This window comes from Cellvibrio sp. pealriver, from assembly GCF_001183545.1.
GTDB lineage: Bacteria > Pseudomonadota > Gammaproteobacteria > Pseudomonadales > Cellvibrionaceae > Cellvibrio.
Map to the genome: position 1 here is coordinate 2,844,807 of NZ_KQ236688.1, position 16,509 is coordinate 2,861,315.

The 16,509-nt window shown below is 50.7% G+C and carries 12 protein-coding genes; 5 read left to right on the forward strand and 7 right to left on the reverse strand.

All coding sequences use genetic code 11. From position 1 onward, the window contains the following. Nucleotides 1–356: 356 nt before the first annotated feature. From VC28_RS12235 to VC28_RS12250, 4 genes are all read left to right on the forward strand, one after another. The gene (locus tag VC28_RS12235) at nt 357–3,809 is read left to right on the forward strand and encodes a TonB-dependent receptor (RefSeq protein ID WP_049630896.1); all 3,453 of its coding nucleotides are present in this window, start codon (nt 357–359) and stop codon (nt 3,807–3,809) included. A gap of 206 nt (nt 3,810–4,015) precedes the next feature. Beyond that, the gene (locus tag VC28_RS12240) at nt 4,016–5,194 is read left to right on the forward strand and encodes an MHYT domain-containing protein (RefSeq protein ID WP_053094199.1); all 1,179 of its coding nucleotides are present in this window, start codon (nt 4,016–4,018) and stop codon (nt 5,192–5,194) included. After that, nucleotides 5,152–6,870, forward strand: a complete 1,719-nt coding sequence (locus tag VC28_RS12245) for an ATP-binding protein (protein WP_053094200.1) — start codon at nt 5,152–5,154, stop codon at nt 6,868–6,870. The genes VC28_RS12240 and VC28_RS12245 overlap by 43 nt, the downstream gene beginning before the upstream one ends. Further along, nucleotides 6,871–7,869 carry an HD domain-containing phosphohydrolase gene (locus VC28_RS12250; protein ID WP_049630897.1) on the forward strand — a complete coding sequence of 333 codons (999 nt, stop codon included), beginning with the start codon at nt 6,871–6,873 and terminating at the stop codon, nt 7,867–7,869. It begins immediately after the preceding gene. 106 nt (nt 7,870–7,975) lie between these two features. Here VC28_RS12250 and ssb read toward each other — a convergent pair whose 3' ends face one another. Both ssb and VC28_RS12260 read right to left on the reverse strand, forming a co-directional pair. Next, nucleotides 7,976–8,539, reverse strand: a complete 564-nt coding sequence (gene ssb / locus VC28_RS12255) for a single-stranded DNA-binding protein (RefSeq protein ID WP_049630898.1) — start codon at nt 8,537–8,539, stop codon at nt 7,976–7,978. A gap of 111 nt (nt 8,540–8,650) precedes the next feature. Further along, nucleotides 8,651–10,045, reverse strand: coding sequence for an MFS transporter (locus VC28_RS12260; RefSeq protein WP_197085524.1), 1,395 nt, complete (start codon nt 10,043–10,045; stop codon nt 8,651–8,653). 233 nt (nt 10,046–10,278) lie between these two features. Here VC28_RS12260 and uvrA point away from each other — a divergent pair, with 233 nt between their 5' ends. Then, entirely contained in the window at nt 10,279–13,143 is a 2,865-nt protein-coding gene (uvrA, locus tag VC28_RS12265) for an excinuclease ABC subunit UvrA (protein WP_049630899.1), read from the forward strand. A 328-nt stretch (nt 13,144–13,471) separates the two neighbouring features. Here uvrA and rplQ read toward each other — a convergent pair whose 3' ends face one another. The 5 genes from rplQ to rpsM form a co-directional block, all read right to left on the reverse strand. Continuing rightward, nucleotides 13,472–13,864 carry a 50S ribosomal protein L17 gene (rplQ, locus tag VC28_RS12270; protein ID WP_049630900.1) on the reverse strand — a complete coding sequence of 131 codons (393 nt, stop codon included), beginning with the start codon at nt 13,862–13,864 and terminating at the stop codon, nt 13,472–13,474. A 133-nt stretch (nt 13,865–13,997) separates the two neighbouring features. Next, nucleotides 13,998–14,984, reverse strand: coding sequence for a DNA-directed RNA polymerase subunit alpha (gene rpoA, locus VC28_RS12275; RefSeq protein ID WP_049630901.1), 987 nt, complete (start codon nt 14,982–14,984; stop codon nt 13,998–14,000). Between the two features lie 26 nt (nt 14,985–15,010). Beyond that, entirely contained in the window at nt 15,011–15,631 is a 621-nt protein-coding gene (gene rpsD, locus VC28_RS12280) for a 30S ribosomal protein S4 (protein ID WP_049630902.1), read from the reverse strand. Nucleotides 15,632–15,644: 13 nt separating this feature from the next. Further along, entirely contained in the window at nt 15,645–16,040 is a 396-nt protein-coding gene (rpsK, locus tag VC28_RS12285; RefSeq protein WP_049630903.1) for a 30S ribosomal protein S11, read from the reverse strand. 56 nt (nt 16,041–16,096) lie between these two features. Next, nucleotides 16,097–16,453: a 30S ribosomal protein S13 gene (gene rpsM, locus VC28_RS12290; RefSeq protein ID WP_049630904.1), complete on the reverse strand. Its 357-nt coding sequence runs from the start codon at nt 16,451–16,453 to the stop codon at nt 16,097–16,099. Nucleotides 16,454–16,509: the final 56 nt, after the last annotated feature.

The window sequence follows — 16,509 nt, forward strand, 5'->3', positions numbered from 1 at the left end:
GGCTCTTAAAGATAGCAGAATAGACCAGAGCTGCCGCAAGCTTTACCACCGCGCCACACCGATTCACTCCGCCAAGCTTCCCGCCACTAACCTTCACGCCGCCACCGCCGTGGTTATCAATCACCATTCACGGAACAGCCTCAGCCGTAAAAACAATTTTTAACGCCAAACCAGCTTATAGTTCATTTGACTTTTTGATTTGAAATGCGTAGCCTCGCACACTTGCTAGACCACTAGTATACAAGTGCACCAGAAAATTCTAACCCTGCACAGAGAGCATCGCGGCAGGGATGAATGGGGTTTAGCAAGGTGCCAAAGCACCCAGTGTCAATCATAAATTTAACAAGGTATTGGCTATGATCTTCTATAAAAAACCATCAACCACACTTATTCACCCCGGATTTATCTTTAAAAAATCGCTTTTGGCAATGTGCATTATCGCTCTGCAAGCCCCTGTTTATGCACAAGATTCCACCAGCGACCAAGACACCAACGCAAAAGACAACAGCGTTGAAGAAGTCACCGTGACCGGCATGCGCCAAAACCTGCAAAACGCGCAGGCCATCAAGCGTAATGCCGATACCTTTGTCGATTCCATTACCGCTACTGACATAGGCTCATTGCCTGACCGCAGCGTATTGGAAGCCATGCAGCGCCTGCCCGGTGTATCGATTGAACGCTTTGCCGCCGCCAACGACCCGGATCACTTCTCGGTTGAAGGCTCGGGCGCGGTAATCCGCGGCATGAGCGCAACCCGCTCCGAATTCAATGGCCGCGATTCGTTCACCGCTGACTCAGGCCGCGGCCTGTCATTCCAGGACGTACCGCCCGAACTCATGTCCGGCGTGGATATCTACAAAAACCAATCGGCCGACATGATTGAAGGCGGCATCGGCGGCACGGTCAGCCTGCGCACCCGCAAGCCATTTGACCAAAGCGGCCGCATGGTGGCATTTACCGCCGATGGCACCTGGGGCGACATCGCCGAGCAGTGGAAACCCTCTTTTTCCGGCATGTACAGCGACCGCTGGGATGCCAGCGCCGGTGAGTTCGGCTTTTTGATCAACGTGGCGCGCTCGGAGTTGGTGGGCGTATCCCACGGCATCCAATCCGATGTTTATAAAAAATACGATGCGGCAAACATCAAAGGCGCTGAAGCCTTTGTCGGTGCCGATGGCAAGGGCACTGTGTGGATGCCACAAGGTGCCAACCTGATGATGAAAGAAGACCAGCGCGACCGCGAAGGTATGGCGACTTCGTTCCAGTGGAAAGACCACGACGATACCTATTTGCTGACCGCTGAATATATCCGCTCCGATGCATCACTCAACTGGTGGGAAAACGCCCTCAAGTATCAGGGCGGCTACAAAGACTCTGACCGCAACACCCGTCCTTTTGGCGATACCAGCTTCTCATTCAGCGACGACGGCCTGTTCCAATCCGGTTTTATGTCGCACGGCAACGGTGCCTGGCGCGCCACCAGCCAACTGGGCTTCCCGCGCGCGGATGGCAGCTATGAAGCCAACACCCGCTACCCTAACCCTTACAGCGGTATGCCAACCTCTCCGGGGGGTATCGGTGGTGCAGCGCAGTTTGGCCATAAATTCCAGTTGGATACACGCGGCCAATCCACCAACACCCTGGTGGAAGATTTCAACGTGAACCTCAAGTGGACACCGGATGATGCCTGGACCATCGATTTTGACCTGCAACATATACAGGCTGAAACCAAGGTAGATGATTTGGTCGTGCACCTGGGCGTAGCCGCTCTGCAGCAATATGACCTGACTGGCGGCACCCCACACCTGACCCTGATCAACCCCTGGAACGGTATCCGCGATGCCAACCCAACGGCTTATAACAATGGCGTTGTGCGTCCGGGCTGGACAGATGATCCAGCAGGCGACAGCAACTACTTCAGCGATATCACCAGCTATTGGTACCGCTCGGCAATGGATCACTACGAGCGCTCCGATGGCGATTCCGATGCGATCCGCATTGATGTCAAACACGAGTTTGAAGATGCTGGCCTGATCAAGAGCATCAAAGGTGGCTATCGCTTTGCCAAGCGCGACCAAACCGTGCGCTCAACCAGCTACGGTTGGGGCTCTATCGCGCCAGAGTGGAGCTCAGGCAATCTTTACCTCGACCATGTACCCGAGCAGTCCAGTTACTACAGCCAGGTTGACTGGTCTAACTTCCACCGTGGCGGCGCGCTGGATATTGAAGGCGGCAACTCGCTTTACTTCATCAACCGCGATGTCGTAGCGAATTTGCGCAGCAATCCGGATTGCGATGCCAGCAGCTACCGCGAATCTCCCGGTGGCAGCTTTACCCCCTACAGCTGCCGTGAAGGTGTGGATAGCCAGTTTGGCATCTTCCTGCCCAACGAAATTACCAACACCGTGGAAACCAATAACGCCGCCTATGTGCGCGTGGACTTTGGCTCGGACGATACCCAATACCGCTACAGCGGTAACCTGGGCTTGCGCTATGTGGAGTTGGAGCGTGAATCTACCGGTTTCATCCGCTCGGCCGAGCTGGATAAAAACCTGACTGCAGCCGAAGCTGTACCGGCCGGCTTGCCCAATGTGCTGACAGGCACGGCGGTGCTGTCTTATGCCGAGCAAAAAATCGCTGCCGGTGAATACGTCGATTACGCCGATTTTTACTCCAAAAACAGATGGGCAACAGCCGAGTGGAACTACCTGTCTGAAGCCGACCGTCGCTACGGCACCCAAGGCGCAGACTGGAGTACCGCAACCGATACTTACGATGCCTTCTTACCCAGCTTCAACCTGAAAGTGGAACTGACCGATGACCTGATCGGCCGCTTTGCAGTATCCAAAGCCATCGCACTGCCGGATATGAGCCTGGTGCGCAACAACATCAGCATCGGCACCAATGGTTATGATCGCGTACTTAAAGAGATTACCTTTGATTCGCGCAATCCGGATGGCAGCCTCGTCATTGATCCGGTTACCGGTGAAGCGGAACAAACCCGCCTGCAATACACCGAATCGGCCACCATCGGCGACTGGACCGGCTCCGGCGGCAACACCTACCTGAAGCCGATGGAATCCGTCCAGTACGATGTATCGCTGGAATGGTATTTCAACAACGCGGGCTCACTGACCACCACCCTGTTCTACAAAGACCTTTCCAACTTCTTTGTACACGGTGCCAGCCGTCAGCCAATTGCGCACCCGGTCAATACCAGTGAAATCCGCGCTGTGGACGTGGTCTCTACCCGCAACGGCGGCGATGGCACCATGCAGGGCATTGAATTCGCCTACCAGCAATTCTTTGACTTCCTGCCTGCGCCATTTGATGGTCTCGGGATTCAGGCGAACTACTCCTTCATCGATGCATCCGGCGTACCTAACAACGAGGAAGACTATGACAACGCTTCCTGGACACAACCCGGCAGCGAGACCGATACCGGCGCACGTGTAAACCTGACCTCGGTTCCACTGCAAGGCCAGTCCAAGCACACCGCGAACATCGTGTTGATGTATGAGAAAGATGCCTGGTCAACCCGCCTGGCTTATAACTGGCGCTCCAAGTACCTGTTGACCACGCGCGATGTGATCTCCAAGTACCCGCTGTGGAACGACGATGCCGGCTTCCTCGACGGCTCGGTGTTCTACAAGTTCAACGACAACATCAGTGTCGGCTTGCAAGCCACCAACCTGCTGGATACCGAATCCAAAACCATCATGATTTTGGATGACAACAACACCCAGGCTGGCCGCAGCTGGTTCATTCAGGACCGCCGTGTATCTGCTGTACTGCGTGCGACCTTCTAATCCTGTATTAGATTGATCTGCACCATAAAAACCCCGGCCTTGTTGCCGGGGTTTTTCTTGATACCGACAAGTTTTGTTTATCAACTGGCATTTGCCACAAACACAACCACAATGTTAGGGAAAGCAACGCACAACGCCTTTTGCCTCTTTGCACTGCTGTACAGCACCCCATCCGGTGACCGCCACACTACCCGTGAACAAAACGCATGTTTGATATTTTTATTGATTACAACACCCAATACACCCTGCTGGAGGGGCACCACAACCCCGGGTTGGTAGCCGTTTCTGTTCTGGTCGCCATAGTATCTTCCATGATGGGGTTACAGATTGCAGGCCTGGCACGTGCCGCACACGGGCGCATGCTGCGCCAGACAGCACTGATATCCGGCTCGCTGGCCTTGGGCGGCGGCATCTGGTCCATGCATTTTATCGGCATGCTGGCGTTTGAAATGGGCACCCACGTGCACTACCACCCCTTTATCACCCTGCTGTCCATGCTGCCCTCGGTGTTTGCCTCCTGGGTAGCCCTGCATATGCTTTCCCGCAGCCGTATTTCGTGGCGGCAATTGATGATAGGCGGGGTTTTGGTCGGCTCCGGCATTGGTGCCATGCACTACAGCGGTATGGCGGCCATGCACATGAATGCCACCCTGCGCTACGATCCGCTGTGGTTTATCGCCTCTATTTTCGTGGCGGTGATGATGGCCATGATCGCGCTTTGGGTGCGCTTTGGCCTGCACGACCATGGCAAGCTCAATGCGACGCGAGCCACGCTGATCAGCGGTGTCATTATGGGATGTGCGATTGCCGCCATGCATTACACCGGTATGGCCGCTGCGCGTTTTATCGGCTCGCCCGATGCGGGCTTTTCGGATGACAACAGCCACACCTTTCTCGCCATTATTATCAGTGCAATGACCGTCGCGATTGGCTTGCTGGTGATTGCGGGCAACCTGATATTGCGTTACCGCCAACTCTATCGCCACTCACTCAAAATCGAGAGCGAACTGTCTTCGCGCGAGCAGCAATACCGCACGTTAATCAGCAATATTCCCGGCGTTGCGTTTCGCACACAAGCCACTGCCCCCTGGGCTGTTATTTTTATTAGCGATGCCATCTATAAATTAAGTGGTTGGGAAGCAGAAAAATTTTTCGCGCATGAAATGCATTTGGGCGACATCATCCACCCGGACGACATGGCGCGCATTTCACAAGAACTGTTACCCGCGCTCAACAATAAAACGCCTTACATCATCGTATACCGCATTGTGTGCCGCGACCATAGCGAGCGATGGGTATCGGAAAGAGCCAGCGGTGTCTATGACGCGCAAGGAAAACTGCAATGGATCGACCCACCGCCAAAGGCATGTTCCTCGCCAATATGAGCCACGAGATCCGCACCCCCATGAATGCGATCATCGGCTTCACCGAATTATTATTGGATTCACCACTGGAACCAGAACAGCGGCGGCATTTGCAAACCGTCAACCGTTCGGCGCGTTCACTGCTGACGCTACTGAACGATATCCTCGATACCGCGAAGTTAGAACGCGGCGCACTTGAGTTGGATATCACTCCCTTTTCGCTGCGCGATATGGCGCGCGACATCATCAATGAGTTGCAACTTCAGGCCGATAAAAAAGCGTTGTTATTAACCACACATTTTCAGACCGATATGCGCGACTTGGTAATGGGCGATGAAATGCGTTTACGCCAGGTGTTAATTAATTTAATTGGCAATGCGATTAAATTTACCGGACATGGCAGCGTCACGCTCGATATCAGCGAACAAAACCATCAGGTTATTATCAAAATTATTGATACAGGTATCGGCATTGCGGCTGACCGTATCGAACATATTTTTACGCCCTTCACCCAAGCCGATGCATCTATGGCGCGCCGCTTTGGCGGAACCGGTTTGGGCACCACTATCGCCCGACAACTGACTGCATTAATGGGCGGTACTATTTCTGTGGCGAGCGAATTAGGTAAAGGCAGCTGCTTCCAAATTTCAATTCCTTTACCCGCGGCGCACGCGATGAAAAAAATTATTTCCGCAGAACCAACAACATTACCCTCGCTCAACATTTTGATTGCCGACGACGTGCCACAAAATATTGAAGTACTTCAATTGATGCTGACGCGCAATGGGCACCGCATAACAACAGCAAGCAATGGCAATGAAGCATTTGAACAATTTAAAAAGCAGACGTTTGATGTGGTGCTTATGGACATCCAAATGCCGGAAGTGGATGGTTTGCAAGCCTGCAGGATGATTCGGCATTGGGAGCAAACACAAGGCACCAAAAGCACGCCAATCATTGCACTCACCGCCAGCGTATTAGCACAAGACCGGAAAGATGCTGAGGCCGCAGGCATGAATGGCTTTGCATCAAAACCTATCGTTTTACCCGAGCTTTATCGCGAAATTGCGCGCTGCCTTGGCCTTGAAAAAACCGCCACAACCAATACACCTATCGATAAAAATACATTGCACGTGATTGATTGGGACAGCGCACTGCAGCGCTGGGGTGAGCGCGATATTCTTATCAAAGCGATACAACGCTTTGTTGCTGAAAACACCAAACCGACTACGCCGTTAATGTCATACGACCATACAACTGTATTTGATGATGTTAGCAATGTCGAAGCTATATCCCGCGAGGCCCACCGCATAAAAGGCGCGGCAGCGAATTTAGGTTTGAACGCATTAGCACTTATTGCACAGCAATTAGAACAGCAAACAGCATTTAATACACAATTATTGGATGACCTGAAATTTGCATTTGAGGCTGTTGCCAATGAAATAAATACATTGGATTCACGCACGTTGCATCGCGACAGTAAAACCACAACATGCAATCGCGCAATATTGGAAAAATTGTTAGCCGCATACCAACATGGCACGTTTGATGATGACGCTTATCGCAAACTTTCCCAAACCTGCCCCGCAGCATTATTGACGCCGTTGGATGATACATTGGATCAATTTGATTTTGATGCCACTGTTGCCATTTTGCAAAACTGGATAACAAACAGCACTGCTGATCAAGAGGTATAAATGGTCATTGAATTGCGTGACTCGCGCCCGAAATTACTGCTGGTTGACGATGAGCCCGTCAACCTGCAAGTGCTCAAACAAATTTTGCAACACGACTATCGCTTGTTGTTTGCACGCGACGGTGAAAAGGCACTGAGCCTTGCAGAAAATGAACAGCCGCATTTAATTTTGCTCGACATCATGATGCCCGGCATAACCGGTTTGGAAACCTGCAAACGGTTAAAAGAAAATTCTGCAACACAACACATACCGGTTATTTTTGTTACCGCACTTGCAGAAACCCGCGATGAGACAGAAGGCTTTGGTGTTGGCTGTGTGGACTACATAACCAAACCAGTCAGCCCACCCATTGTGCTTGCGCGCGTGAAAGCGCAACTGTCATTAGTCAGTATTGATTCACTGCGCGAGACGCGCCTGCAAGTGATCCATCGGCTCGGGCGCGCCGCCGAATACAAAGACAACGAAACCGGCCTGCATGTCATCCGCATGAGTCACTACGCCAAAGAAATTGCGCTCGCCGCAGGTATGAATGAAAGTGATGCCGATGAATTATTAAATGCAGCGCCGATGCACGACATCGGCAAAATTGGTATCCCCGATTTTATTTTGCAAAAACCCGGAAAGCTCACACCGGATGAATGGAACATCATGAAAACCCACACTCGCATCGGCGCGACGATTATTGGTGACGACCATTCCAATTTATTAAAAATCGCACGCATTATTGCGCTGCACCATCATGAAAAATGGGATGGTTCCGGCTATCCCGATGGGCTCAGGGGCGAAGCCATTCCGATTGAAGCGCGCGCTGTTGCGCTTGCAGATGTATTCGATGCATTGACCAGTGTGCGCCCTTACAAAGCAGCCTGGACGATTGAGCAAGCGAGCGATTACATCGAACAGGAATCCGGCAGACATTTTGACCCCGATTTGGTAATCGCCTTTAAAAAAGCGCTACCGACAATCATCGCCATTCGCGAGCAGCTGCTCGATACCTAAGCCTGTATCGCAGGCCACAAAAAAAACAGACTCAGAAAAAACAAAGCCACCCGAAGGTGGCTGTGTTTGTGATTTTGTTTTTCTGAAAGCGTTTGGAAAACGCGAATCAGAAGGGAATGTCGTCATCAAAAGAATCAAAACCGGCTGGCTGCTGTGGAGGAGTATTGTGGGATGGCTGCTGCGGTGCGCGATTTTGTTGGTAGCCACCACCCTGATTGTATCCACCTTGCGCGGGGGCATTGTTGTACTGCGGAGTCTGGTCAAAGCCGCCTGCCATCGCTGCAGCACCCATACCGGCACCGCCCATATTGTTGCCCATACCGGCGTTGTCGCCACGGCCATCCAGCATTTGCATTTCGCTGGCCACAATTTCGGTGGTGTAACGGTCACTGCCGTCTTGCGCTTGCCATTTGCGGGTGCGCAATGAACCTTCAATATAAACCTTGGAGCCTTTTTTCAGGTATTCACCTGCAATCTCACCCAAGCGGTTAAAAAACACCACGCGATGCCATTCAGTACGCTCTTGTGGTTGGCCGGTATTTTTGTCCTTCCAGGTCTCGGAAGTTGCCACGCTTACGTTGGTGACAGCGCCGCCGGAGGGCATGTATTTTACTTCCGGGTCTTGTCCGATATTACCGATCAAAATTACTTTGTTAATGCCACGAGCCATACTGAATTCCTCTTGGTTGTCCGGGTATCCGCCTTCTGTTGTTATACGTCAGCGGCTTTCAAATTTCTGTTTACTCCCCTTGGCGGGGGCGGTGCACTTTAGCATTTTTCGCTATTCGCCATCTACGATGGCAGCCAACTGTTTCCGGTTCACGCGCTGTTGATCCACTTTAAGGTAAGCCGTGTTCTCCGAGGCGACAATCACCACTTCCGCTACGCCATCCACTGCACGCAGCTTATCGGCAAGTACCTGGTGATCCTGTCCGCGCAACGGGATAAGCACACTGGCCAGGAACTGCGGTGGCGTCATCGACCAGGCCACTGCAAACCACACCAACACCAGTATCGCGTTTAACAGGAATACGGCTTGCGCACCCTGCTCTTGCAGTAACCATCCACCCAATGCGCCACCGCTAAAGACACCCAGCACCTGACAAGTCGAGTAAATACCCGTCGCCGTCCCTTTGGCACCAGCGGGCGCAATTTTGCTTACCATCGAGGGCTGGGTGGCCTCCAGCACATTGAAGGCGATAAAAAAAACAAACAGCACCAATAGCGCTGCGATGAAATGATCGCCCACCACCGTTAGCGCCAATTCAGCTGCAAGTAGTAACCCAACGGCAATCAGGAATACGCCTTTAATTTTTCGGCGTTTCTCAGCGATGATCACAAACGGCAACATCAACACAAACGCGAACGCAAGCAGCGGAAAGTAAATCAATCCATGATAATTGCGCGGAATCTGCAGTTGGTTTTCCAACATCAGCGGCAGCACCACAAAGCTCGACATCAGCACAAAATGCAGTACAAAAATCCCGACATTCAAGCGCAACAATTGCGGATGCTTCAGTGTGGATGCCAAGAGCCCGGGCACCGCAACGGCTTCACGCGCAGGGCTGCGCGTATGGCTGACATCGGGCACTAACTTCAGCAGGATATACACACCAACCAGCCCGAGCAGCGCGGTTAACCAGAAGATCGCCCCCACACCGCCCCAAGCTGCCAGCAAAGGGCCGACGGTCATTGCCACCGAGAAGGACACGCCAATAGATGCGCCTATGGTAGCCATAGCTTTGGTGCGGTTTTCATCGGAGGTAAGATCGGTCAAAAGCGCCATCACTACGGCAGAAATAGCGCCACCGCCTTGCAAAAACCGGCCGAGAATCAGGCCGTATACGGAATCTGCCAGCGCCGCCACCACACTGCCCAGCACAAATATCAGCAAGCCTGCGAGAATCAACGGTTTGCGCCCGATACGGTCGGACAACACCCCAAACGGAATCTGCAACAATGCTTGGCTAAACCCGTAAGCCCCCAGCGCAAGGCCAAGCAGAAATGGGCTGTGATGGGCGTATTCGGTGCCATAGAGTGCAAGCACCGGCAACAACATGAAAAGGCCAAACATCCGGAAGGTGTAAAGCGCCGCGAGCGATAGCACGACTTTGCGCTCGAACGGCACCAGCGTGGTCGTGGTCATAACAGGTGATGTAGAAACAGGATCTTGCATGGCGGACAGCCGTCGATATCAGCAGAAAAGGGATGGATTAGGTAAAAGTGCGTCAGTGTACCAACTACTCCCCCCAACGACCTATAAATCACACGAAACATTGTGTTAAAACGCCTGCTCGATTGTTTGCAGGCAAACAAATAGAAATCAGCTCCTGACATCTACTGGCAGTATCTTACGTATAATCACCTTCCTTTCGTGTCCATTTTCATGACCCAGGCGGATTGCAGTACATGGATAAAATTATTGTTAGGGGTGCGCGCACCCACAACCTGAAGAATATTGATCTCGACATTCCACGCGACAAACTGGTCGTCATCACCGGCCCGTCTGGCTCGGGCAAATCATCGCTGGCATTTGATACGCTCTATGCAGAAGGTCAGCGCCGCTATGTCGAATCGCTATCCACTTATGCCCGTCAATTTTTATCGATGATGGAAAAACCCGATGTCGATCACGTCGAGGGCTTGAGCCCGGCGATTTCCATCGAGCAAAAATCCACCTCACACAACCCGCGCTCCACTGTGGGCACTATCACCGAAATCTACGATTACCTGCGCCTGCTCTATGCTCGCGTAGGTGAGCCGCGCTGCCCCGAACATGGCGTGCCGCTGACTGCACAAACCATCAGCGAGATGGTCGATACCACTCTTGCCTTGGGTGAAGGCACCAAATTAATGCTGCTGGCACCGGTGATCCGCGAGCGCAAAGGCGAGCACTTGCATGTGTTCGAACAGCTCAAGCGCGATGGTTTTATCCGCGCCCGTATCGATGGCATTCTGTGTGATTTGGACGATACACCTAAACTCGACAAGAAAAAGAAACACAGCGTTGAAGTCGTTATCGACCGATTCAAGGTGCGCGACGATTTGAAACTGCGCTTGGCAGAATCGTTTGAGACTGCACTTAACCTATCAGAAGGCATCGCTTGTATTAGCTACATGGATGGCGAGGCTCCTGATCGCCTGTTTTCTTCCAAACATGCCTGCCCTATTTGCGATTACAGCCTGACCGAGCTTGAGCCGCGCCTGTTCTCTTTCAATAACCCGGCCGGTGCCTGTCCAACCTGCGATGGCTTGGGCGTGCATCAATTTTTTGATGAAGACAAAGTCATTCAGGACACCAGCCTGAGTCTGTCCGAAGGAGCAATTCGCGGCTGGGACAAACGCAACGTCTATTACTTCCATATGCTGGCATCGCTCGCCAAACATTACGGTTTTAACGTCGATACGCCTTGGGCAAAGCTCAAAGCCAAACAGCGCGAAGCCGTGCTTTATGGTTCAGGCGAGGAAGTTATCGAGTTTAATTACATTAACGACCGTGGCGATGTATACAAGCGCAGCCATACCTTTGAAGGCGTACTCCCCAATATGGAGCGACGCTATCGCGACACCGAATCCAACTCGGTGCGCGAGGATCTGACCAAATTTTTATCCAGCCAGCCCTGCCCTGAATGTGAAGGTACCCGCCTGCGCATAGAGGCGCGCAACGTATTTATCGACGAGCGTCCACTACCCAAAATCACCGAAATGCCCGTTGCCGATGCTTATGACTACTACATGAAGCTCAGCTTCACCGGGCGCAAAGCGGGCATCGCTGACAAAATCCTGAAAGAGCTACGCGACCGCTTCCGTTTTCTGGTGGATGTTGGCCTGAACTACCTCACCCTTAATCGCAGTGCAGAAACACTGTCAGGCGGCGAAGCGCAGCGCATTCGTCTCGCCAGTCAGATTGGTGCGGGCTTGGTGGGCGTGATGTATATCCTCGACGAACCCTCCATCGGACTACACCAGCGCGATAACGAGCGCTTGCTGAAAACTCTGACGCATTTGCGCGATATTGGTAACACCGTGATTGTGGTGGAACACGATGAAGACGCTATCCGCCTTGCAGACCACGTCATTGATATTGGCCCGGGCGCGGGGGTTCATGGTGGTCAGGTCATCGCACAAGGCAACGTGAAAGCCATCATGGCGAACAAAGAATCCATTACCGGCCAATACCTGAGTGGTACCCGTGAAATTGCCATACCCGCAAAACGCCACGCTTTTGATAAAAAGAACCTCCTGCGCCTGACTGGCGCAAAGGGCAACAATTTGCAGAATGTAACGCTTGAGATTCCCGTGGGGCTCATGACCTGTGTTACTGGCGTGTCCGGTTCTGGAAAATCAACATTAATTAACGCAACGCTTCATCCTCTGGCCGCAACCGCACTCAATGGCGCTACCACACTTGATCCGGCACCCTACGACAACATTGAAGGACTTGAGCTATTTGATAAGTGCGTGGATATCGACCAGAGCCCCATTGGCCGGACCCCGCGCTCTAACCCAGCAACCTACACTGGAATTTTCACGCCTATCCGCGAATTGTTTGCAGGCACCCAGGAATCGCGCTCACGTGGCTATCAACCGGGCCGTTTCAGCTTCAACGTCAAAGGCGGGCGCTGCGAAGCCTGTCAGGGTGATGGCGTGACCAAAGTGGAAATGCACTTTCTGCCGGATGTTTACGTACCCTGCGATGTATGCAAAGGCAAACGCTACAATCGCGAAACGCTCGACGTGAAGTACAAAGGAAAAAATATCAACGAAGTTCTAGGAATGACAATTGAAGATGCACGTGCGTTTTTCGATGCGGTCCCCGCTATCGCCAATAAACTGCAAACATTGATCGATGTCGGGCTTTCCTATATCTGTCTTGGACAATCTGCAACTACGCTTTCAGGTGGCGAAGCACAGCGAGTGAAATTGGCAAAGGAATTATCCAAACGCGATACAGGCAAAACACTTTATATTTTGGATGAACCAACCACAGGGCTTCATTTTTACGATATCCAGCAATTACTAAACGTGCTGCACCGTTTGCGCGACCACGGCAACACTGTGGTTGTGATTGAACACAATCTGGATGTTATTAAAACCGCAGACTGGATTGTTGATTTAGGCCCGGAAGGAGGAAGTGGTGGAGGTCAAATAATCGCAACAGGTACTCCGGAAGAAGTAGCTCAACTCGATTACTCCCACACAGGAAGATTTCTTGCCCCAATGCTAAAACAAACCACTAAAAAGGGCAGAGTATCGAAGAAAATAACCGCATAAAAAAAGAAAAGGGGCATTGCATCCTGCAAGCCCCGTTGCATCCTGCGTGGGTAAACGATCATCTTGATCGCTTGGCATCATGCCTTATCTGTTTTTCACATCCCTGGATCGAATTCGTCCTGAAATTCTATCCTCCAACCAAAATTTCCTTTCTTGGTTAGCGTCCCTGTGATCACTATTTTACGGATTTCGCATCAGTAAAATAGTCGGCAATTGCTGAAACCTCTGTGAGACATTGACCATAGGCAGGCAAGCCATCAATTAAAATTGAAACAAAAAAGGCCAAGCATTTCTGCCTGGCCTTTTATGTAATCGACTAAAGTGTAAATTATTCAGCGTCTACCGCTGCTTCAAGCTCTTTAGCGGGACGATCAACTAACTCAACATAAGCCATAGGCGCTTTATCGCCAGCACGGAAGCCGCATTTTAAAATACGCACATAACCGCCAGGACGAGTGTTGTAGCGTGGGCCGAGCTGACTAAACAACTTACCTACAGCTTCTTTACTGTTCAAACGAGCGAAAGCCAAACGACGGTTAGCAACGCTATCCACTTTAGCCAAAGTAATCAGAGGCTCTGCAAAACGACGCAGTTCTTTTGCTTTTGGCAAAGTAGTTTTAATTAATTCGTGCTCAACCAATGAAATAACCATGTTACGAAACATAGCTTTACGGTGAGAGGCATTACGGCCTAACTGACGACCACTTAATTTATGACGCATGAGGAATTACCTTCAAAAATGGACTGCTACTAGCAATCTCGTTAACCACCCGCACCGAAGTGAGTTCACGGGTGAACTAATAATAAACACCACCAGCCCCTGAGGTATCAGTGGCTAGTGGTTTTATCTTTACTTAATCGTTTCTCAAGCTAGCAGGAGGCCAGTTTTCCAAACGCATACCCAACGACAAACCGCGAGATGCCAAAACATCCTTAATTTCAGTAAGAGATTTCTTACCTAAATTTGGAGTCTTCAACAGTTCGACTTCTGTACGCTGGATCAAATCACCAATGTAGTAAATATTCTCTGCTTTCAGGCAGTTCGCTGAACGCACGGTAAGCTCAAGATCATCAACCGGACGCAGAAGAATTGGGTCGATAGCCTCTTCTTTCTGCTCTGGTGCTGATTGTTTCTCACCTTCGAGATCAACAAATACAGCGAGCTGTTGTTGCAGGATAGTTGCTGCACGACGGATAGCTTCTTCAGGATCAATGGTACCGTTGGTTTCCAGATCCAAAATCAATTTATCCAAGTCAGTACGCTGCTCAACACGAGCACTTTCTACACTGTAAGCCAAACGCTTAACAGGGCTGAAAGAAGCATCCAACTGCAAACGACCGATAGCACGACTTTCATCATCGTCGCGACGACGACTATCAGCAGGCTGATAACCGCGACCACGAGCAATAGTCAGGCGCATTTTCAATTCAGTGTTGCCAGTGATATTCGCAATCACGTGATCTGGATTTTTAATCTCCACATCATGATCAACCTGAATATCAGCCGCAGTAACAACGCCAGAGCCTTTTTTGGTCAAGGTAAGAACCGCGTGATCCTTACCGTGCATGATTACTGCAACACCTTTAAGGTTCAGAAGGATTTCAATAACATCCTCACGAACACCTTCAATAGCACTGTACTCATGCAACACACCATCAATTTCAACTTCAGTAATGGCGCAACCGGCCATAGATGAAAGCAAAATACGGCGTAGCGCATTGCCTAAAGTATGCCCAAACCCACGCTCCAAAGGCTCCAACACAACGCGTGCGCGCGTAGGGCCATTTTCTGAAACGTCGATATGACGAGGAGTTAAAAATTCGTTTACTGCTGTCTGCATAGCCACACCTGTTAGCAATTCGTCCCTTACTTGGAGTAAAGCTCGACGATGAGGTTTTCGTTGATGTCCGCAGGTAAATCGATGCGATCAGGAACGCGCTTGAACACACCTTCTTTTTTCTCGCTGTTAACATCTACCCACTCAACATTGCTGCGCTGACCAGCAAGGTTTAAAGCATTTTGTACACGTAATTGCTTCTTGGCTTTTTCGCGCACAGCAACAACATCACCAGCAGCTACTTGGAATGAGGCAATGTTAACTGTTTTACCATTAACACTGATCGCCTTGTGAGATACGAGTTGACGTGATTCAGCACGAGTTGAGCCAAACCCCATACGGTACACAACGTTATCCAAACGAGCTTCCAGAAGTTTTAACAAGTTTTCACCAGTTGCCCCCTTACGGCGAGCAGCTTCTTTGTAATAACCACGGAATTGTTTTTCCAAAATACCGTAGATACGACGTACTTTTTGCTTTTCACGCAACTGAACGCCATAGTCAGACAAGCGACCACGACGCTGGCCATGTTGACCTGGAGCAGTTTCAATTTTACATTTTGAGTCTAACGCACGAGCACCACTCTTCAAAAAGAGATCAGTACCTTCACGGCGAGACAGCTTACAAGTTGGTCCAATATAACGAGCCATTATTTACTCCCCCTTACACACGACGTTTCTTCGGCGGACGACAGCCGTTGTGAGGAATCGGTGTTACGTCAGTAATGTTAGTGATTTTGTAACCAACATTGTTAAGTGCACGTACCGCAGATTCACGACCTGGGCCTGGGCCTTTAACTTCGACGTCGAGGTTTTTCAAACCATACTCTTTTGCAGCTTCACCTGCACGCTCTGCAGCAACCTGAGCAGCAAAAGGTGTACTTTTACGTGAACCACGGAAACCAGAACCACCTGATGTAGCCCAAGCAAGTGCATTGCCTTGACGATCAGTAATAGTGACGATGGTATTGTTAAAAGAGGCATGGATGTGCGCTACACCATCAACTACCGTCTTTTTAACTTTTTTCTTGGCTGTGGTTTTATTACTTGGCTTAGCCATAGCAATTTCTTCCTACTAATTTGTTACCGTAAGTTAATGAAAGTCGTAAGCAAGAATTACTTCTTAATAGGCTTACGTGGGCCTTTACGGGTGCGAGCATTCGTTTTAGTACGCTGACCACGAAGAGGCAAACCACGACGATGACGCAAGCCACGGTAGCACCCTAAATCCATCAGACGTTTAATATTCATAGATATTACACGACGCAAGTCACCTTCTACGGTGCGCTTAGCAACCTCAGCACGGATAGCATCCATTTGCTCTTCAGACAAAGTGCCGATTTTTACATCTTCACCAATGCCAGTGGCAGCACAGATTTGCTTTGCTGTGGTACGGCCAATCCCATACACATAAGTCAATGAGATAACGGCGTGCTTGTTATCTGGTATGTTTACACCAGCAATACGAGCCATTCAATTTACTCCAGTAACACATAAAGTTGCAGCGTTGACGGCATAAGGACCACCCC